The organism is Glycomyces tritici (genome assembly GCF_030403505.1).
In genome coordinates, this window is record NZ_JAUEMJ010000012.1 from 103682 (window position 1) to 124071 (window position 20390).

At 70.8% G+C, this 20390-nt stretch carries 11 protein-coding genes; 4 read left to right on the forward strand and 7 right to left on the reverse strand.

Annotated elements, in window-relative coordinates:
* Nucleotides 1-8: 8 nt before the first annotated feature.
* Together QWI33_RS26425 and QWI33_RS26430 are read right to left on the reverse strand one after the other, a co-directional pair.
* Entirely contained in the window at nt 9-968 is a 960-nt protein-coding gene (locus tag QWI33_RS26425; protein WP_289958166.1) for a hypothetical protein, read from the reverse strand.
* 91 nt (nt 969-1059) lie between these two features.
* The gene (locus QWI33_RS26430; protein ID WP_289958167.1) at nt 1060-2391 is read right to left on the reverse strand and encodes an ArsB/NhaD family transporter; all 1332 of its coding nucleotides are present in this window, start codon (nt 2389-2391) and stop codon (nt 1060-1062) included.
* 227 nt (nt 2392-2618) lie between these two features.
* Between QWI33_RS26430 and QWI33_RS26435 the strand changes: the two genes are divergently transcribed.
* Nucleotides 2619-3866 carry an ATP-binding protein gene (locus QWI33_RS26435; RefSeq protein ID WP_289958168.1) on the forward strand — a complete coding sequence of 416 codons (1248 nt, stop codon included), beginning with the start codon at nt 2619-2621 and terminating at the stop codon, nt 3864-3866.
* Nucleotides 3867-3986: 120 nt separating this feature from the next.
* Here the strand turns inward: QWI33_RS26435 and clpB are convergent, their stop codons facing one another.
* The 5 genes from clpB to QWI33_RS26460 form a co-directional block, all read right to left on the reverse strand.
* The gene (clpB, locus tag QWI33_RS26440; protein WP_289958169.1) at nt 3987-6590 is read right to left on the reverse strand and encodes an ATP-dependent chaperone ClpB; all 2604 of its coding nucleotides are present in this window, start codon (nt 6588-6590) and stop codon (nt 3987-3989) included.
* A gap of 298 nt (nt 6591-6888) precedes the next feature.
* Nucleotides 6889-7590, reverse strand: a complete 702-nt coding sequence (locus QWI33_RS26445) for a hypothetical protein (RefSeq protein ID WP_289958170.1) — start codon at nt 7588-7590, stop codon at nt 6889-6891.
* Between the two features lie 114 nt (nt 7591-7704).
* A complete protein-coding gene (locus QWI33_RS26450; protein WP_289958171.1) occupies nt 7705-12615 on the reverse strand; it encodes a DNA repair ATPase in 4911 nt (1636 codons plus the stop codon).
* A gap of 72 nt (nt 12616-12687) precedes the next feature.
* Nucleotides 12688-14784, reverse strand: a complete 2097-nt coding sequence (locus QWI33_RS26455) for an SPFH domain-containing protein (RefSeq protein ID WP_289958172.1) — start codon at nt 14782-14784, stop codon at nt 12688-12690.
* Nucleotides 14785-15011: 227 nt separating this feature from the next.
* Nucleotides 15012-15665: a hypothetical protein gene (locus QWI33_RS26460; RefSeq protein ID WP_289958173.1), complete on the reverse strand. Its 654-nt coding sequence runs from the start codon at nt 15663-15665 to the stop codon at nt 15012-15014.
* Nucleotides 15666-15993: 328 nt separating this feature from the next.
* Here QWI33_RS26460 and QWI33_RS26465 point away from each other — a divergent pair, with 328 nt between their 5' ends.
* From QWI33_RS26465 to QWI33_RS26475, 3 genes are all read left to right on the forward strand, one after another.
* On the forward strand, nt 15994-18417 hold the full coding sequence (locus QWI33_RS26465; protein WP_289958174.1) for an FtsK/SpoIIIE domain-containing protein: 2424 nt from the start codon (nt 15994-15996) through the stop codon (nt 18415-18417).
* Nucleotides 18414-19043 (forward strand): hypothetical protein, encoded by a 630-nt coding sequence (locus QWI33_RS26470; protein WP_289958175.1) that lies wholly within the window; start codon nt 18414-18416, stop codon nt 19041-19043. The genes QWI33_RS26465 and QWI33_RS26470 overlap by 4 nt, the downstream gene beginning before the upstream one ends.
* 97 nt (nt 19044-19140) lie before the next feature.
* The gene (locus QWI33_RS26475) at nt 19141-20382 is read left to right on the forward strand and encodes a hypothetical protein (protein ID WP_289958176.1); all 1242 of its coding nucleotides are present in this window, start codon (nt 19141-19143) and stop codon (nt 20380-20382) included.
* The last annotated feature ends 8 nt before the right edge of the window (nt 20383-20390 follow it).

Consider the following 20390-nt stretch of genomic DNA (forward strand, 5'->3'; position numbering starts at 1 on the left):
GCCTGCTGTCAGCTCGTGCCTCTGATGTGGATGGTCTGGCCGTCGGTCTCGAGCCAGGTGCCGGGGCGGCCCGGTACGGCGTGGATCTCGCCCTGGCAGGCGCACGCGGGGGCGGCTTCGAGCGGTGCGCCCGCGGCGGTGAAGCGGGCTTCGGTGACGGTGCCGTGGTGGTCGGAGAAGACGCTGACGTGGCCTGCTGCGGCGACGGCGGCCATGGGCCGGCCGGCGTCGCTGATCGTCACGGCCCGGGTCAGGGCGGACTGGGCGCCTGCGGTGTGGATGGTCTGAGCGCCTTCGCCGCTGCCGACCGCGACGAACAGGCCGCCCTCGTGCGAGGTGAGGACGGTGCCGTAGCCCTCGCCGAGGCCGGTGGCGAGCGGCCGCCGCGTCCAAGTGCGGCCCGCGTCGGCAGTGCGGAGGAGGTGGGATTCGGTGATGACGGCCAGGTGCCGGTCGGGGCAGCCCTCGATGGCGACGGCGAGCCCGCGCTCGCCGACCGGCGCGATGGCGGTCGCGATGCCGGAGCGGACCGTCTTCGGCACCGGCAGTGCGACGTACGCGGCCATCGACTCGTAGACGCGGACGAGTGCGGGCCGGGCCCGGTCGGGCGCGAGTTCGGTCGCGCCGGTGATCCAGAGGGCGTTGCCGAGCGCGGCCATCGAATGCGGGTGGAACCCGGAGGGCAGCGGCAGCGGCAGCGGCGGGCCCAGTTCGGCGCCGCTGTCCGGGTTCTCAGCCGCCTTGAGCAGGCGGAGCGCGTAGTCGGCTTCGGTCGCGGGGTCGGCGGTGAGGACGAGGAGTTCGCCGTCCCGTCCGATCCAGCCCGCGGCGGCGGCGCGGATCTGCGGCAGGTTCGCGGCGCGTGCGGGTCGCGCGGTGGTGAGACCCGCGGTTCCGGCGGCGAGGAGGGCGGCCGCACCGGTGAGGACGGTGCGGCGTTTCAGGCCCAGTGGTTCGGGAACGGCCATGTGTGCACTATGACCAACCGTGCCGGGTTATTCCGGCGAACCGCGGTTTTTCATTCCATAGTGCTCTTGCGCTTCTGGAGAAGTAGGGGAATCAGAGCCAGAGCAGCGCGGCCAGGCCGACGGATGTCCCGGTGGCGGCGAGGATCGCACCGGCGGTGATGAAGCGTCCGATGGGGACGCGGAGGCCGCGCTGCGCAAGGTCTTCGGGAACGTCGGCGTCGCCTTCGAGACCTGCGGGTGCTACCGCACCGGCCTGCGGCGCCGGGCGCCGGTCCGAGACCAGGTCGAACCACAGGAGGGTCGCCATCGACCCCCACGGGAGGATCAGCGGCCCGACGTTCGTGCCGATGAGCAGGCCCAGCAGCGTGGTCGCGTCGCCGGGCGGGACGACCGCTTCGACCGCGGTGTACGCGGGGAGGTTGTTGACGAGGTTCGCCAGGCCCGCGCCGGTGAACCCGGCCCGCAGCACCGCGCCGTCGCCCGCCCCGGTGCCGATGAGCGCGGCGACCGCGTCGGCGCCGCCGTGGCGCATGACCGCCGGGATGACGAGGAACAGCCCGGCGGTGAGCACGAGCAGCCGCCACGGGATGAGCTCCCAGGTCAAGAGGTCCCGGCGGCGGCGCACGCAGTGGACGAGGAGAAGGCCGGCCGCGCAGCTCGAGACGATCTGGATCGGGACGTCGGCGACGACCGCGACGACGAACCCGGCGGTGACGACCGCCGCCGTCCACAGCAGTCGCCGGTCGGCGACGAGAGGGAGTCTCGCGGGGACGAGGTAGCGGTCGCGTTCGCGGTGGCGCCGCCGCCAGAACCCGAACCACAGGCACAGGGCCGTGGCGGCGAGGACCGCAAGCTGCGGCGCCCACATGCGGGACGCGAACCCGAGCGGGTCGAGGCCGATCCGGTCGGCGGCGAGGAGGTTCGTCAGGTTCGACACGGGCAGGAGCAGGCTCGCCGTGTTCGCCAGCCACACGGTGGTCATCGCCAGCGCGAGCGCGGGCGCGCGGGTCGCCGCCGCGAGGGCGAGCATGACGGGCGTGAGCAGCACGATCGTCGTGTCGAGGTTGAGGAAGACGGTGGTCGCGGTGGCGAGCGCGAAGCAGCACGCGAACAGGGCGGCGTGGCTGCCGCGGCCGAGTCGCGCGAGTGCGGCGGCGGCGAGGTCGAACAGCTGCGAGGCCTGGACGATCGCGACCATGACCATGACGGTGCCGAGGAAGAGCACGAGCGGTGCGACCCGGGTGAGGTTGGCGAGCGCGTCGGCTGTGGGGAGGACGCCCGTGGCCCAGCAGAGCAGCCCGGCGGCGAGGATGCCGAGGCTGACGAGGTCGAGCGGGTCGAGCTTGCGGTTCTTCGGGACGTCCAGGGCGGCCGGGCCCGCCGGGGTCTCGGGGCTTGGTGGGCCTGCCGGGGTCGTGGTCACTGCGCCAATGCTAGGAACGGTCCGAGAGCGGCGGCTACGAAGCGCGACGAGATCACACAGCGGTGAGAGGTCTGCGGCCGAGAACAAAGGGCGATACCTGCAGACGAGAGGAGCTGGTGAGTCGGCGCAGTCTTCTGAGCAAACTTACTGATAGATTCTGAGCAATTTTACTGGTACGTTCCGAGTAAATCTACTGATAGGAAGTGTGCGGATTGACGGGTGGGAACATGGGACCGAGAAAACGCTGGCTTTCGGATCGCGTCGAGCGCGGGCTGGGCCTCGCCCGGGTCGTGGTGGTCACCGGGCCCCGCCAATCCGGCAAGACCACCCTCGTCCGCAGCCTGGTCGCGCCCGCGGGAACGTTCCGGAGGCTAGACGACGACGCCACCCTTCAAGCAGCTCAGGCAGACCCCATCGGCTTCGCCAGCTACGGCGCGGTCCCGCGAGCCATCGATGAGATCCAGCTCGGCGGCGATGCGCTCATTCGCGCCATCAAGACGGTGGTCGACGACGATCCGACGAAGGGTCAGTTCCTTCTCGACGGCTCGGCCGATTTCCTCACGGTTCCGGGCTTGTCCGAGTCGCTGGCAGGGAGAGCCGTCTTCTACGAACTCCTCCCGTTCAGCCAGGGCGAGATCGAAGGCGCACGGGACGACTTCGTCAGGCGCGCCTTCACCGAACCCGACTCGATGAGAGGGCTGCCGACCTCGAAGGCCACCCGCGCCGACTACCTGGACCGCATCGTGCGCGGCGGATTCCCTGAAGCATGCATGCTGCCGGCAGAGGACAGGGGCGACTGGTTCGACGGACTGATCCTCACCGTCACGCAGCGGGACATCACCGCACTGACCAATGCACGACGCTCGAACGAAATCCCCGCCTTGCTGCGCTTGCTGGCGGCACGAACTGCGAGTGAACTGGTGGTCTCCCAGATCCACGCCGATTCAGGGCTCGGACGGGACACCACGGCCGACTACATCGGCTTCCTTGAGATGACCTACATGGTCCACAAGGTGCCGGCTTGGTCCACCAACTTCACCAACCGGGCCCGTCGTACGCCGAAGACCTATGTGCTCGACTCCGGTCTCGCTGCACACCTTCTAGGGGCCGACGTCGACGGGCTCGCCGTACCCGAGGATCAACGGCGCGGTCCATTGACCGAGACCTTCGTCATCGGTGAGGTCAAGAAGCAACTCGCATGGTCGGGCACCCGCGCCAAGATGTTCCACTTCAGGGACCAGCACGGCGCAGAAGTGGATCTGATCTTGGAGCAGCCCGACGGCCGCATTGTGGCCATCGAGGTCAAGGCCGCTGCAACCACCCAGGCCAGAGACTTCAAACACCTTGCGGCACTTCGAGACAAACTCGGAACTCGATTCGTGCACGGCTTCGTCTTGAGCATGCATCCGACCCCCGTGTCCTTCGGCGACCGGCTCACCGGCCTCCCGCTCGCTGCGCTGTGGGCATCGGGCTGAGGCATCGGTGACGACCCCAGGGGTCAGGTCACGCGCATCAGTGCTCGCCGTTGAAGCGTCGTGATGCAACCGGAAGTGCGGGGCGGGGGGGGGGGGGGGGGCCCCCCCCCCCCGCCTCGATCAGCTCTTGGCGACGGTGAGCTTGTCGCCCTGTTCGCTCACGCCGACCTGGACCGTGTCGCCGTCGATGATCTTGCCTTCGAGGAGTTCGCGGGAGAGCGGGTCGCCGATGCTGGACTGGATGAGGCGGCGCAGTGGCCGGGCGCCGTAGACCGGGTCGAAGCCGCGGTCGGCGAGCCAGGACTTGGCGGCGTCGCTGACGGCGAGCTTGAGGCGGCGGGTCTCCATGCGGTGCTCGAGGTGGCGCAGCTGGACGTCGACGATCGACTTCAGGTGGTCGTGGGCGAGCGCGTGGAAGATGACGATGTCGTCCAGGCGGTTGAGGAACTCGGGTTTGAAGTGCGACCGGATGGCGGCCATGACCTGGTCGTGCTTCGCGGTGTCCTCCAGCAGCGGGTCGACCAGGGCCGAGGAGCCGAGGTTCGAGGTCATGATGAGGATGACGTTGCGGAAGTCGACGGTGCGGCCCTGGCCGTCCGTCAGGCGGCCGTCGTCCAGGACCTGGAGGAGCGTGTCGAAGACCCGCGGATGGGCCTTTTCGACCTCGTCCAGGAGGACCACCGAGTACGGGCGGCGGCGCACGGGCTCGGTGAGCTGGCCGCCTTCCTCGTAGCCGACGTATCCGGGCGGGGCGCCGATGAGGCGGGCCGTGGAGTGCTGCTCGGTGTACTCGCCCATGTCGATGCGGATCATCGCCCGGTCGTCGTCGAACATGAACTGCGCCAAGGCTTTCGCGAGTTCAGTCTTGCCGACGCCCGTGGGCCCGGCGAAGATGAACGAGCCGGTGGGCCGGTTCGGGTCCGACAGTCCCGCGCGGGCGCGGCGGAGGGCGTCGGAGACGACGGTGACCGCCTCGAGCTGGCCGACGACGCGTTCGCCCAGGACCTCCTCGGCGTGGAGGAGCTTGTGGGTCTCGCTCTCCTGGAGGCGGCCGGCGGGGATGCCGGTCCACGCTGAGACGACGTCGGCGATCTCGTCGGCGTCGATCTCCTCTTTGAGCATCGGCTGGGTGTTCGGGTCGGTGTCCGCACTGGCGAGTTCGGCTTCGGCCCCGGCGAGCTGCTGCTCGAGTTCGGGGATGCGGCCGTAGCGCAGCTGCGCGGCCTTCTCGAGGTCGTATTCGCGTTCGGCGCGTTCGGCCTGCGTGCGGAGGTCGTCGAGCTCCTCCTTCAGCTCGGAGACCTTGCCGATGCGGTGCTTCTCCGACTCCCACTGGCGGGAGAGGGCGGCGAGCTTCTCGCGTTCGTCGGCGAGTTCGCGCTGGAGGGACGCGAGGCGCTCGGCGGAGGCCGGGTCGTCCTTCTCGTTCTGGAGGGCGGTCTCCTCGATCTCGAGGCGGCGCACGGCGCGCTCGATGGTGTCGATCTCCTCGGGGCGGGAGTCGATCTCGATGCGCAGGCGGCTGGCGGCCTCGTCGATGAGGTCGATGGCCTTGTCGGGCAGCCTGCGGTCGGGGAGGTAGCGGGCGGAGAGCTGCGCGGCGGCGACGAGCGCGGAGTCGGTGATGCGCACGCCGTGGTGGACCTCGTAGCGCTCCTTGAGGCCGCGGAGGATCGCGACGGTGTCCTCGATGGTGGGTTCGCCGACGTACACCTGCTGGAAGCGGCGTTCGAGGGCGGCGTCCTTCTCGATGTGCTCGCGGTACTCGTTGAGGGTGGTCGCGCCGATCATGTGGAGTTCGCCGCGGGCGAGGGCGGGCTTGAGCATGTTGCCGGCGTCGAGGGAGCCTTCGGACTTGCCGGCCCCGACCATGGTGTGGAGCTCGTCGATGAACGGGATGATCTCGCCGTCAGAGGATTTGATCTCCTCCATGACGGACTTGAAGCGTTCTTCGAACTGGCCGCGGTACTGGGCGCCGGCGATCATGCTGGCGAGGTCGAGGAGCATGACGCGCCGGTTGCGCAGCGATTCGGGGACGTCACCGGCGACGATGCGCTGGGCGAGGCCTTCGACGATCGCGGTCTTGCCGACGCCGGGCTCGCCGATGAGCACCGGGTTGTTCTTGGTGCGGCGGGAGAGGACCTGGATGACGCGGCGGATCTCGGTGTCGCGGCCGATGACGGGGTCCACTTTGCCGGAGCGGGCGGTCTCGGTGAGGTCCACGGCGTACTTCTCGAGGGCCTTGTAGCCCTGCTCGGGGTCGGCGGTGGAGATCTTGCGGTCGCCGCCGCGGAGGGTCGGGAAGGCGCTGAGGAGCTTCTTGTCGGTGGCGCCCTGGGCGGCGAGGAACGTGCCCACCTCGCCGCCGGCCTGGGCGAGGCCGGTGATGAGGTGCTCGGTGGAGACGTACTCGTCGCCGTAGTCGGTGGCGAGCTTGTCTGCGGCGTTGATGGCGCGCAGGGATTCGCGGGCCATGGACGGCTCGGAGACGGAGGGCCCGGAGGCCGAGGGGAGCTCGTCGATGCGCCGCTCGGTCTCGGCGGAGACGGTGCCGGGGGTGACGCCGACGAGCTGGAGCAGGCCGGGCGCGGTGGAGCCGTCAACGGTGAGGAGCGCGTCGAGGAGGTGCCAGGGTTCGACGGCGGGGTTGCCGCCGGCGGCCGCGGTGCGCGCGGCCTGGGAGATCACTTCACGGCTCTTGGTGGTCAGACGGTTGACGTCCACGGTTCCCCTGCTCCTCTGCGATGTCCGACAGGAATGGTGTCCAAGGAATGCGGGCCTCGTGCTCCGAGGGCCGGCGCACCGGGGCGCGGCTGCCGAAGCGGCCCGAAGTTGAGTGTATCCGACTCAACTTCCCGGGACGGGTTCGATCCGTTTCGCCCGTAGCGTAAAGCCTCGAGGCCGCCGGTCCGGGGCGTATGCGTCAGCGTGGCGACGGCCGGATTCCACCTCGCGCGATTGCCAGGTCCGACGCCGAGGGCCCCGAGCCGTGCGGCTCGGGGCCCTCGTGGTCTTGCGGGACCTACTTCTTGGCGGTGCTGAGGCCGAAGATCGACTTGATCTTGTCGATGAAGGACGGCTTGGAGCCCTTCGCGTCGGTCTCGATGGCGGGGGCGTCCGCCTGGTGCGGGACCGACTTCTCGGGGTCGGCCGGGACTTCCTCGGGCTCGTCGATCGCCTCGGCGACCGGCTCCACCACGGCGTCCTTGCCGGCGTCCTTCTCGGACGCGGCGGCCTCGGGCTCGGCCTCCGCGGCGGGTCCGGGCTCGTCGGCGATGGCGGGGTCGGGGTCGGCGACCGGCTCGGGCTCCTCGAGCGGCTCGGCCTCGGGTTCGACCCCCACGGGACCGGGCTCGTCGACGGGTTCGGGCTCGGGTTCGGGTTCGGGCTCGGCGTCCACCACGGCCGCAGGGGTCTCGGCGGGGGTCTCTTCGAGCTCCGCCTCCACGACCTCTGCCTCTTCGACCTCGTCCTCCGCGCCGGCGACCAGCAGCGCCTTGAACTCGGCGAAGGAGAGGACCGGCACGCCGGCCTCCTCGGCCTTCTTCAAGCGGGCCTCGGTGGCCTTCACGGTGTCGTCGATGACCAGGTGGGTCACGGTCTTGGTGAACTGTTTGGCGAGGGCGACATCGGCGTCGGACTCGGCGATGAGGCGGGCAGTTTCGGCGTCGGGGCCGGTGCCCAGGACGATGATCCGGACCTTATCTCCCGTCTTCGTCGGCACGGGGGACCTCCCTTATTCGATGGTTAGCGGCTGCAGGGGCACTACGGGCTACGCGCCAAGCTTTTGTCAAGAGCGTACCGGGTGCCAGGGGAGGTCCGGGCCAGCGGAGAGGACTTACTCCAGTTCGGTGCCGCTCCTTTGCTGCAAAGCCGTTTCGATGCCCTTGACGCGGTCGGAGAGCAAGGTGATGGCGCCGACCGCTCGCGACATCGGATCGTCGCTCGAGCCGCCGAGGGTCTGCTCGCGGCGGTAGGCCTCTTTCACGGCCTCCCAACGCGAAGCGCGCTCGGGAGTGAGGCGGCCGCGGAGATCGGCGAGTTTGAGCAGGTTCGCCTCCGCGCCGGACGCGAGCGTCTGCGCCTCGCCCGCGTAGTGGTCGTCGATCACCGCTTCGAGCTCGTCGTCGTTCATCACCGGCACCACCCGCTCGGCGAGCCGGTTCATGTTCCGGTAGGAGCCCTGGAGGAGGAACGGCGGCTCGGTGCGGGCGCTGTCGTCCATCGCCGCGGACGCGATGTACGCGAGGTTGTTGCCGAGCACGGTCTTCTGGATCCGCACGAGCTTGCGCAGCACCGACAGAAGCTGGTCGAGCTCGCCCGCGCTGTAGGGGTGCTGCAGCGCTTCGGGCGCGGCGGTCGGGTCGCCGCTCGCGAGCCGGATGAGGATCGACGTGTCGGAGCGCTCGCGCCCGGCGAGCGGCGCGGTGACCTTGTTCGAGGTCAGCGCGTTCTCGATGTAGGACTGCGCGAACACCTGGTCGCGGCCGGAGAGGACGTCGCCGAGGTTCCACACGTCGGCGCGGTTGGCGAGCATGTCCGGGATGCGGAACTTCTGGCCGGCCTCGGTGTACGGGTTGCCGGCCATGCACACCGCGAACCGCTTGCCGCGCAGGTCGTACGTGCGGGTGCGCCCGTTCCAGACGCCCTCCATCTTCCGCTGCGCGTCGCACAGCGAGATGAACTTCTGCAGCAGCTCGGGGTTGGTGTGCTGGATGTCGTCGAGGTAGAGCAGCACGTTGTTGCCGCATTCGAGCGCGAAGTTGATCTTCTGGACCTCGGCGCGGGCGGTCGCGTTCGGCGCGTCGTCAGGGTCCACCGACACGGTCTCGTGCCCGAGCGCGGGCCCGTTGACCTTGACCAGGAGCATCCCGAGCCGGTCGGCCACGTACTCCATGAGCGTGGTCTTGCCGTAGCCGGGCGGGGAGATGAGCATGAGCATGCCCGACTGGTCGGTGCGGCGCCCCTCCCCCGAGCCGGCGCCGATCTGCTTGGCGAGGTTCGAGCCGATGAGCGGCAGGTACACGTCGTCGATGAGCTGGTTGCGCACGAACCCGGCCATCGTCTTGGGCTTGAACTCCTCGACGCGCAGCGTCCGGCGGTGGGTCTCGATGATCTCGGCGCGGCGGCGCTGGTAGGCCCGGTAGCCGGGGAGCACGGTGCGGCGGAACCGCCCGGTGCGGGCCAGGAACTCGTCCAGGCGCAGCGGCAGCACGCGGCCCTCGATGCGGGCGTGCGTGCCGAGCAGGCCGGTGACCTGGCTGGAGAGTTCGGCGGTGACGTCGTACGTGTCGACCTCGGCGAGGATCACCGCGAGCGCTTCGGGGAGGTCCGCCTCGTCGAAGCCATCGGGTTCGGCCTGGCGCAGGAACGACTCGAGCCAGACGGCGGCGAGCTCCCATTTGGAGGTCATGTCGCCTTCGAGGGCGCGCAGGTCGGATTCGAAGTCCGCCTTGGCACCCGGGCCGATCTGGCGTTCGAACGCGGCCAGGAGCGAGCGCGCCCGCTGCGAGACGGCGAACCCGCCGCTGGGGTCGGCGAGCTCCTCGACCAGGTACTCCCCCGCGAGGTCGGGGTCGACCTCGAGCGGCAGCAGCGTGCTGTTGAGGTAGTGGTTGACGGCTTCGCCGAGGTCCGCGCCGAGGTCGGCGAGGGCGTCGGCGCGGCCGAACACGGCGCGGGCGCGCGCGAGCGACCGGGCCTGGGTGCGGATCGCGATCCGCTCCTCCTTCGGGATGCCGTGCCCCCAGTAGAGCTGGGCGGCGGCCCGCTCGGCCGAGCGGTAGCGCAGGAGCCCGGACGCGGCGTAGAGACGCAGGGCCTCGGCGAGGATCGCGGCGGCGTCGGCGTCGTGGACGCCGCGCTCGTACCCCTCGTCGTAGCGTTCGGCGGCGGCCGTGGAGGTGAACGCCGGGAGGTCCTCGGCGAGGAGCTTCGCGGGGCCGTGCTCGGCCAGGAGCGCGGCGGCGAGGTGCTCGGCGCGGTAGACGTCGTTGTTCTCCGAGGGGAGGAACTGGTGCCAGTACGGCTTCGTGTCGCTGAAGCCGGCGTCGGTGACGACGTGCCGGTAGTCGGTGCCGGTGAGCGAGAACGCGAGCGCGTCCCCGGAGGGCACGAGGGTGAGGTCGAGCGGCTGCGTGTTGACGGGGATGCGGTGCTCGCCGAACTTGACGGCGTCGCCGTCGAAGAGGTCGAGGCGGTCGGAGAGCGCCCGCCCGGCCTCGGCGCGGGCGGCGCTGATGCGGCCCTCGATCTCCTCGGCGCGCACGGTGTCGTCGAGGCCGCGCAGCTCGGTGATGACCTTGCGGAGGCGCTCCACCATCGGGTCGGTGGCGAAGTACGTGTTCACTTCGTCCAGTGAGGACAGTGTGGCGGTGCGGCGGGCCACGGCCTCCAGGATGCGGTCGGCCGACTGCGCGAGCTGCTCGGCGCGGCGGGCGGCCTCGTCCAGGAGGTGCTGCTTGCGCCCGGAGAACGCCTCGTAGACGTCGGTGCGCTTGTCCGCCAACCGGGTCAGGAACTCGTCGAAGTCCGCGAAGCGGGTCTCGAGGTTCTCGACGGTGAGCAGGAGGCGGCCCAGCTGCTCGTCGCACGCGGCCGGCGTGTCGGCGGCGGCGATCGCGGCGGTCACGGACTGGCCGAGCAGCGCGAACTCGGCCGCGAACTCCGCCTTGCCTTCGCCCACGGCGAGTTCGCGGCGGCGCGCCGCGAGGGTGGCGCGGGCGCGGTTGACGGCGGCGAGCACCTCCGAGACGCGCCCGAGGATCGCGGTGCGCACGACGGCGTCGCCGATCTCCAGGGTCGCGACGACTTCGGTGAGGGTCTCCAGGCCCCGCTGGCGGTCGTCCAGGTCCTTGAGGAGCGGGTCGGACTCGGCGACGGAGCCGATCGCCTCGGCTTTGTGCTCGAGGTCGGCGACCTGCTCGAAGTACGCGGCGAACGCGTCCTCGCGCTCCAGGAACGCGACGGCGCGGCGTCCGGTGGAGTCGAGCGTCTCGGTGACCTCGGCGGCGAGGGCGTCGATCCCGGCGAGGTCGATGTAGCGGGTCTCGCGGAGGGTGACCAGGTGGCCGCCCGCGCCGCGGAGCTCGGCGAGGAGCTCGACCCACTGCTCGGCGGATTTGGGGGCCTCGCCGCGGGCGCGGCGCAGGAGCTTCACGGTGTCGGTCTGGGCGAGTTCGAGGGACTTCTTGGCCTCGGCGGTCAGCTCGGCCACGGTGGCGTACTCGTCGAGCACGGCTTCGGCGGTGTCGCGGACCTTGGCGAGGCTCTCGTCCAGGCCGTGGAGGCCGTCGTCGCCGAGCCACGGGTAGTCGTCGAGGCAGCGGGTGGCGGCCGCGATGAGGGCTTCGAAGACCGCTTGGGCGGGCTGCATCTCGCGGACCATGCGGGCCACGGAGAGCGCGTCCGAGACGGCGCGCACGGCCTCGGCGTTGCCGATGCGGTGCACCGGGGTGTCGCCGGTTTCCGCTGCGGCGGCGTGGGCTTCGGAGACGAAGGGCGTGGACCAGATCTGCATCGGGTGGACGCGGGTGGCCTGCTCGCCGGTGAAGCGGAAGGCCGCGAGGGTGCCGTCGTCGAAGACCGCGTAGCCGTGGACGCTCATCGGAGCGGCCACTTCCTTGCGGATGACGTTGTACGGCAGGAGGAGTGAGCGGCCCTCGACCTCGTGGTAGAAGACGAAGAGGACGTCTTCGCCGTTGGGCGAGCGGATCACGCGCTTGAAGCGGAGGTCCGTGACGTCGTGGTCGAAGGTCTTGAGCTTGCCCTCGTTGAGGTAGTAGCCGCCGGGGAAGATGAGGCCGTGGTCCTCGGGGAGGCGGCGGCAGGCCTGGCCGATGGCGTCGGCGCGGACGATGGTGCCGGTGCGGGAGTTGAAGATCAGGTACCGGGTGACGGTCTCCTTGTAGGGGAGGATCTTCAGCAGGATGAGGGGGCCGATGCGGGCGTAGGCGATGTCGGCGTCCGCGAGGGACTGCAGGGGCTCGGCGACGGGCTCGGAGTAGACGCCCTCGCCGGTCTCGGTGTTGTCCTCGATCTTGACGGTGAGGTCGCCGCCGAGGCACTCGACGAAGATCTCGTCCTCGATGGAGACGTGCGGGTGGCGGCCGGTGACATGGTGCTCGCGGCCGGTGGGGGTCCACTCGAAGTCGTGAGGTTCGGGCCAGACGGCGTCCGCGTCGCCGCGGGCGTCCATATAGGCCGGTTCCTTGCCGGGGGCGAGCGCCCAGCGCAGAACGCGCTGGTCGGCGAGGTTGTCGCCGATCTTGAAGACGGCGAGGAGGCGGCCGTCGACCTCGCGGACCTGGAGGAGCTCGGTGGACCGGTAGTACCGGTACATCTCGGTGAAGTCGGCGGTGAACTTCGGCTGGTCGAGGAGGTGCCCGGGCTCGGTGACCTCGGTGAACGCGAACTCACTGCCCTCGCGCTCGAAGTCGTGGAGCGCGAAGACGTCGCCGACCTCGGATTGGGACTTGAGTCCCATGTGGACGTTGTAGCCGAAGAGGAGGCGGTCGCCGACGCGGGCGATGTCGCGGGGCACGCAGTTGTTCGCGGTGCGGATGCGGGTGGTGCCGAGGAGGGTGAGCCCGGTGGAGCCGAAGGCGTCGGTGCGGGCGGTGTTGAGCGCCTCGGCGCGCCCGGCGAGCTCGTCGGCGAAGTCGGCGAGGCGGGACGAGAGGACCTCGTACGTGCCGGCGTCGAGGGCGGCAGCGGCGGGCGCTTCGGTGGCGGACTTCTCTTCGGCCATGGGTTCCCCTGGGAGCGTTGGGAGTCGGACTGAGGGACCGCGACCCTGCGGGCCGCGGTCCCGTGCGATGACCTACTTGGCGATCTCGAGCGCGGGCTTCTCGGCGACGCCGAGTTCCTTGGCCTTGCCGAGGAGACCGGAGAGCACGTCGTGGTCGCCGCCGCCCTGCATGAGCTTGACGAGCGCGGCCGAGACCGTCAGGTTCTTGACGTCCTCGCTGCCGACACCGCTGAGGACGCCCTTGAGGTCCTCGGCGAACGACGTGGAGCCGTTGCCCCACGTGGCCGCGACCGACTGCGCCACTTCGGAGTGGGCGACGAAGCCGTCGACGGCCTTGCCGTAGCCGATCGCGCCGACGACCCGGTCGAAGAACTGGGTGTCGCCGCCGACCAGGGAGATGTCGGCGTTGCTGAGCCCGGCGGAGATGACCCCGGCCTGCTGCTCGGCGATCGAGCGGCGGGCCTCGATCTCCATGCCCCGCAGCTCCTTCTCCATCTCCAGTCGCAGGCGGTACTCCTCGTGCCCGCGGCTGGCGTCCGAGAGCGCGTCCATCGCGACGGCCTTCTCGGTGAGGCCGATGGACTCGGCGAGGAGCTTCTCGCGCAGGGCGTTCGCCTCGGCGGTGCCCTTCGCGGCCTGGGCCTCGGCCTCGGCCAGGCCCTTCGCGGAGGTGGCGGTCGCCTCGGCCTTGCCGATGGCGGCCTGCGCCTCGGCTTCGGCCAGGCCCTTGGCCTCGGCGGCCTTCGCCTCGGCGAGCCCGCCCTTCTCGATCGCGTCCGCCTCGGCCTCGCGGACCTGGACGGCGGCCAGACCCGGGGCGGCCGCGATGGCCTGGTCCCCTTCGGCCTGGCGGATCTTGGCGCGCGCCTCGAGCTCGGCGGCCTGCTGGGCGGCTTCGGCCTCGGTGAGGCGCTGGCGCGCAAGGTGCTTCGAGGCGGCTTCGCCGGCCTCGGCGGCCTTGATGTCCTTGACCAGGCTCTCCTGGGCCTCGGCCTCGGCGAGGATGATCACGCGCTGGCGCTCGCGCTCGGCCTCTTCGACCGCGCGCAGGCGCTTGATGCCCTCTTCCTGCTCGGCGACGGTCTTCTCGACGGCGATGCGCTCGCGGATGACGTCGGCGATGTCGCGCTTCTGCGCCTCGAGCTCCTTCTGGGCGGCGATGCGGGCGAGCTCTTCCTCGCGCTCGCGGCTGACGACCTCGAGGATGCGGTCCTTCTCGATGCGCTCGGTCTCGACGGCGATGACGCGCTCGCGGTTCTTCTCGGCGACGGCGATCTCGCGGAGGCGGTTCTCGTGCTGGATGCCCGTGGCCTCTTCGGTCTTGATGCGCGCGGTCTCGCTCTTCAGGCGCTCCTCGGCCTGGACCTTCTGCACCTCGGCGGACTCGCGGGCCCGCAGGGTCTCGATCTCGCGCTGCTGGCGGATCTCGGCCTCGGTCTGGCGGCGCTCGAGTTCGAGCACGGCCTCCTTGGCCTCGACGTCCTGGCGCTTGATCTCCTTCTCCTCGGTGCGGCGGTGCTCGTTCGTGGTGACCGCTTCGATCGCGGTGAGCTGGGTGATCTTGCGGATGCCCTGCGCGTCGAGGATGTTCTTGGGGTCGAGCTGGTCCATCGGGGTCTGCTCGAGGTAGTCGATCGCCGCGTCCTCGAGGGAGTACCCGTTGAGGTCGGTGCCGATGACGTTGAGGATGCGGTCGCGGAACTCGTCGCGGTTGGTGTACAGGTCGGTGAAGTCCAGCTGCTTGCCGACGGTCTTGAGCGCCTCGGCGAACTTGGCGTTGAACAGCTCCTGCAGCGTGCTCTGGTCCGAGGCGCGCTTGGTGCCGATCGCGCCGGCGACGTTGATGACGTCCTCGACCGTGGCGTTGACGCGCACGAAGAACGTGATGGAGATGTCGGCGCGGATGTTGTCCTGGCAGATCAGGCCGTCCTTGCCCGCGCGGTTGATCTCGATGGTCTTGACCGAGATGTCCATGTACTCGGCGCGGTGGATGATGGGCAGCACCAGCGCGGAGGTGAAGGAGACCTTGCGGGTGCGCAGCTTCGTCACGACGAGGGCCTGGCCGGGCGCGACCTTGCGGTACAGCCGGATGATCATGAGCAGCAGGCCGATGAAGACGACCGCGACGACCACGAACGTGATCAGCGTCGCCGAGTTGGTGGCGTCCATGCGATGGTTCCTAACGAGACTTCGGGGGAACGGGGACTTGACGTGCAGGGCGACGCGCGAGTCAACGCCGCCGCGGCGGGCGTGACCACACCCTAACCAAGGTGCGCCATGTCGTGGGTACGCGAGGGTGCTCGAGGCACGAAACCGGGAGAGCGCAAACCGGGCACACCGTGGCAATACATGACGGTCCACTGTGAGGTGGGAGTGAACTCACGGTGCGGCGGAGGTCAGGACTCCATGACCAGGCCCGGCGGCAGCGCCACCGGCACGACCAGGAACACCTTCTCGACCTCGTCGTAGTCGAAGACCACGACCTTCGAGTGGCGCGCGAACAGCTCCTCGTCGAGGCCTTCGGGCTCGTGCGGGGAGCGGCGCACGTTGATGAGGAGCAGGCTGCCCTCGTCGTCGGTGATCTCGGCCTGGCCCGAGTCGAGGGTGACGGTCCCGGTGCGCACCACGCAGACCTTGCCGACGAGGTCGGCGTGCGCGGTGGCGGGCGCGTCCTCGAAGAGCCGGCCGAGCGGCCGGGTGAGGAGCTTGGCGCCGAGCATGCCGACGCCGATCCCGGCGACGAGCACGGCGGTGCCGGTGAGGGCGGGCGGGATGAACATGTCGGCACTGCGCACCCAGCTGGTGCCGAGCACGGTCACGATCCAGCCCAAGGTGATCCACAGCGAGAGGACGACGGTGAACGGGACCGCGCCGAACCCGAAGGCCGACCAGAAGCCGCCTCCGGCGTCGAGCTCGGCGTCCCCCACGTCGACGATGTCGACGTCGAGCGCGCCGATGATCACGGTGATCCAGTACAGGACGACGACGACGAGGCCGAACGAGAAGACGACCGGTGGGAAGGATAGGGCTATATCCAGGAACTCACTCATGGGGCACGGGTCCTTCTTGGCGAAGCCGAGGGCCCGCGGGCGGCGGATGCGGGCGCTTGCGGCGCTGTAGGCGTTCGGCCGGTCTCTCCGGGTCAGCGAGATCGAGCCTGCTTCTAGGGTAATGCACGCGCCCACTCCGGGGAAGGTTGCGCAAAGCGGACGGTCCGGCCCGCCGACCGGCGCTGCGGGCGGGCGCCACCGGGCTCGCGTCCAGGCCCGGGCACTGGGCAGGCCCGGGGAGCCTCTCCGCGATATGGTGTGACCGGTCGAACAGCTCGTCCGCCCGCAAGGCGGACAGGCCGTCACTCACATCGCGCAAGGAGGTCCGGTGCCCGGTTTCCCGACCGCACTGGCGAACGCGGCCGCAGGCTGCGACGCCGCCGCCGCCCGCCTCGCCCAGGTGGCGCAGCGCCTCGGCGACGCCGCCTTCCAGACCCCGGTGGACCCCGAGCTCCTCGCGGCCGAGCGGCAGATCGCCGACGCGGCCGCCGCCTCCGCGCAGCAGCTGCGCACCGACCCCGAACTGCTCCACGCCGGTCGCGTGATGCTCCACGAAGGACGCACCGTGCCGCTCATCGTGCCGTTCGGCGTGCGCGGGCACCTCGCGACCTCGGTGGACGCCCGCGTCGAAGGCGTCGCGACCCTCGTGCGGACCGCGATCCTCCACGCCGTGGCCACCCGCGAACCGGGCGGGCTGCGGGTGGTCGGGATCGACACCGCGACCCTCGGGGCGTCGTTCGCACCGCTGCGCCCGCTCGCCGACGCGGGCGTGATCGAAGCGGTCGCCACCGACGCGCGCGCCGCCGCCGACGCCGTCGCCCTGGCCGAATCCCAAGTGGCCGAGCACATCGCGGGACGCCGCACCGACCGGATGCTGCTCGTCGTCGCCTCACTCGGCGAAGCGCCGCGCCAGCTCGTCGAACGCGTCTACGCGCTGGCCCGCTCGGGCCTGGCGCACGGCGTCACCGTCCTCGGCTGCGGGCTGCCCGACCTGCCGCAGGCCGCGGTCATGCACGCGGAGGCGGGCGCGGTGGCGATCACGAACCCGCCCGCGGCGCCGTTCGGGCGCGGGGAGCGGCTGGCCGCGCCCGTGGACTGGCCCGAGGCCCTCGATCCGTCCTTCGTGGCCGGTGAGGCGCTGCGCCTCGCCGATCGCGCCAAGGCCGCCGCGACCCTCACCTTCGCCGACCTCATCCCGGACCGGCCCGAATCGGGCGACCCGTCGCGCGGCCTGGAAGTCCTCATCGGACGCGACGCGGCCGGGGAGGTGCGGCTGCGGTTCGACGACGCGACCCCGCACTGGCTCGTGGGCGGGCGCACCGGCGGCGGCAAGACCGTGTTCCTCCTCGACGTCCTGTACGGGCTCGCGTCCCGTTACGCCCCTTCGGATCTGGCATTGTTTTTGCTGGACTTCAAGGAGGGCGTCTCGTTCACCGAGTTCATCCCGACCGAGCGCGACCCCAGCTTCATCCCGCACGCGCGCGCCGTCGGCGTCGAGTCCGACCGCGAGTACGGGCTCGCCGTGCTCAAGACGCTGAACGAGGAGATGACGCGCCGCTCCACGGTGATGAAGCGGTACGGCGTGGCGTCCTTCGCGGGCCTGCGCGAGCACGAGGCGTACCCGCGGATCGTGTGCGTCGCCGACGAGTTCCAGGTGCTCCTCGCCGGGAACGACCGGGTCGCCTCCGAAGCCGTTGCGCTGCTGGAGAACCTGGCCCGCAAGGGCCGCTCGTACGGCGTGCACCTCGTGCTCGCCTCGCAGACCGTCTCGGGCATCGAGGCGCTGTGGGCGAAGAAGGACTCGATCTTCGGGCAGTTCCCGATGCGCATCGCCCTCCCCGGCGCCCGCACCGTGCTGGAGACGAACAACGATGCGGCGTCGCGGATCTCGCTCGGCCAGGTCGTCGTCAACACCGAAGGCGGCACGGCCGGGGCCGACCGCATCGCGCGCTTCCCCGACACCGACACGCATGTGATGCACCGGCTGCGCGAGCAGCTCGGCGAGGCCCACGCGGGCGTCGGCGCGCCGCGCGTGTTCTACGGCTACCGGCCCGTGCACCTCACCGACACCCTTCCGGGGGAACGGAAGCCGGGACGCGCCCTGCTCGGCCGCGAGGTCTCGCTGCGCCTGGACGCCGCCGGCGTCGACCTCGACCGCCGCCCCGGCCGGCACCTGGCCGTGCTCGGCTCCGACCCGGTGGGCGGCGAAGCCCTCGAAGCGGCCGTCGAATGCCTGGCGGGCAACGGCTCCCGCATCCTCGCCGTCGACTTCACCGGCAGCGCCGACCTGCGCTCGGCCGCCGACCGCATCGCACCCGAGGCCTTCGCGGCGGCGCTCGCGGCCATCCCCGACGGCACCGTGATCGCCGCGTGGGGCCTCGACGCCGCGGCCCTGGACATGAAGGCGCAGCAGGCACTGCGCGCGCTCCTGCGCACCGGGCCCGCCCGGGACGTGCACCTGCTCGGCTGGTGGCGCAACCTCCGCCGCTTCACCGACGACATCGGCGGCTCCGCGGGCCGCGAGGACGTCGCGTGCGCGCTCGTCCTCAACCTCCCCGGCGGCGAGATCATGAGCCACTTCGGGCAGCAGTTCCAGCACTGGAGCCCGCGCGCGGGCCGGGCCCTGCTCATCGACCGCCACGCCGACACCGGCGGCGGCAAACTCGTGGTCCCCTTCTCCCGCAATGAAGACCACGGGCCGGGACCGCAGCGCAGCGGCGGCAGCGCCCCGATGGAGAGGACCCGCCAGTGAGCGCCTTCGACGACTACCTCGCGCAGCTGCGCCGCCTCGACGAGACCCGCCGCAGCGCCGCCGAGGCCGCCGCCCGCACGGCCTCGGCGGCCGAGTCGCTCGGCCAGCGCACGGCCCGCCTCGCCGACCAGGCCGCCGCACAGCGCACCGCCGTCGACGACCTCGCCCGCGCCGCCCGCATCGCGCCCCCGCAGCGCGTCCCGAACCCCCCGCCGCTGCACGGCGATCCGACCGCGGACCTGGACGCCGCCGAGGCCGACCTGCGGACGGCGGGCGCGGAACTCGAGGAGGCAAGGTACCTCGCGCACCGGGCGCCGCTGCTGCCGCGCTGGCGCGCGGACGAGCGCAACGGGCTGATCTACGGGCTGTTCGCGCTGCTGTGCGTGGTGGTGCAGCTGCTGGTGCTGCGCAACCTGCGGGCGGAGGACACGTTCGGCATCGTCCTGCTCGCAGCGGTCCTCATCGGAGCGCCGCTCGGGGCGTTCGGCTTGGGCTGGTTGACGATCGGTGTCGCCGCCCGCCCGCGGATCGGCGACGAGGAGAAGCGCCTGGAGCGCAACTACCGCCTCGGCCTCGTCGTGTGCGCATCGACCCTGGTCGTGGCCTGTCTGGGGTTCTTCAGCTAGTGGCATTCGCGGCTTATAGTCGCAGGAGCAGTACCGCGCGGGGGCGTTCCCACCCCCGGATTTCGCCCTGCGGTGCGCGAGCAGAACGGCTGACACCATGTCCGATTCCAGCGAGCACGGCTCCAACATCACCCAGTACGCCCCGGTCCAGGACCCCGGCGCGGGCGAACGGATCGCGAACGACATCCCCTTGGCCAAGCCGGTGTACGGGATCGCCCAGGAGATCAACGACGCCGTCAACGGCGACACGTCCGTCGCCGACGCCGCGGGCGGCATCGCCGCCGACCTCGGGATGCTCGCCGTGGGCGGGCTCATGGCCATCAAGGACCCCGTCTACGCGCTCGCGAACGCCGGGCTCACGATCCTGCTGGAGCTGGTGACGCCGCTGAACGACCTGCTCGAGATGGTCTCGGGCGACCCGGGCCAGATGCAGCATCAGCAGGAGGTCTGGGGGCAGGTCGAGGAGGCGCTGGGCGCGCTGAGCGAAGAGGTCGGCACCGCCGTCGACACGTGCATCCCGAACTGGCAGGGCTCGGCGGCCGACGCGGCCTACAACCAGCTGTACGGATTGTCGGCCGCGATCGGCGCGATGGGGCACGAGGCGGCCGGTATCAAGCAATTGCTGGCCTGGGCCGAGGTGGTCGCGCAGACGATCTACGACGTCATCAAGTCGATCCTCGCCGAACTGGTGTCGTGGCTGATCATGCGGGGGCTGGTCGCGTTGGCGGCCAGCTCGTTCACGTTCGGCGCGGCGTTCGCGGAGTTCCTGCTCAGCGGCATGGTGAAGGCGATGAACGCGATCTCGCGGGCGATCGACAAGTTCGCGAAGGCGGGCAAGATCTTCGCGAAGATCGCGCCCCTGCTGGAGAAGTTCTTCCTGCCCGCGGGCAAGCCGCTGTGGAAGGCCGTGCTGATGAAGGGGCTGGTCAGCATCGGCGTCACCGGCGGCCTCGGGGCGGCCACCACGGGCTACCAGCAGCTGTCGGGCGGGTCCGGCCTGACCGTCTCGCTCTCGGCGCTGAGCGCGCAGGGCCTCACCGTCGACCTGGACGAGTTGGACGCCCTCGCAGGGCAGCTCGAGGGGCTGGCGGGCAGGGGCGGGTCGATCAACACCGTCGCGTCCGGGGCCGCCTCGGAGGAGATGACCTGGGGGCTCACGGGACTCTTCTTCGCCTCGTCGTACCAAGGCTCGTGCGAGGAGGCGGCCGCATCGACCGGGCAGCTCTCGGAGTCGCTCAACGGGCACGGGCAGCTGCTGCGGGACTGCAAGGCGGCATACTGCTCCTCTGACGAGGTCGCCGCGGCGGAGTTCGAGGCGAAGTACAACGAGCTGGCCTAGGAGCCGCG

Coding starts and splice junctions, on each gene's coding strand:
- QWI33_RS26435 (WP_289958168.1), top strand. CDS start 2,619: ATGGGACCGAGAAAACGCTGGCTTTCGGATCGCGTCGAGCGCGGGCTG.
- QWI33_RS26460 (WP_289958173.1), bottom strand. CDS start 15,665: ATGAGTGAGTTCCTGGATATAGCCCTATCCTTCCCACCGGTCGTCTTC.
- QWI33_RS26425 (WP_289958166.1), bottom strand. CDS start 968: ATGGCCGTTCCCGAACCACTGGGCCTGAAACGCCGCACCGTCCTCACC.
- QWI33_RS26450 (WP_289958171.1), bottom strand. CDS start 12,615: ATGGCCGAAGAGAAGTCCGCCACCGAAGCGCCCGCCGCTGCCGCCCTC.
- QWI33_RS26455 (WP_289958172.1), bottom strand. CDS start 14,784: ATGGACGCCACCAACTCGGCGACGCTGATCACGTTCGTGGTCGTCGCG.
- QWI33_RS26475 (WP_289958176.1), top strand. CDS start 19,141: ATGTCCGATTCCAGCGAGCACGGCTCCAACATCACCCAGTACGCCCCG.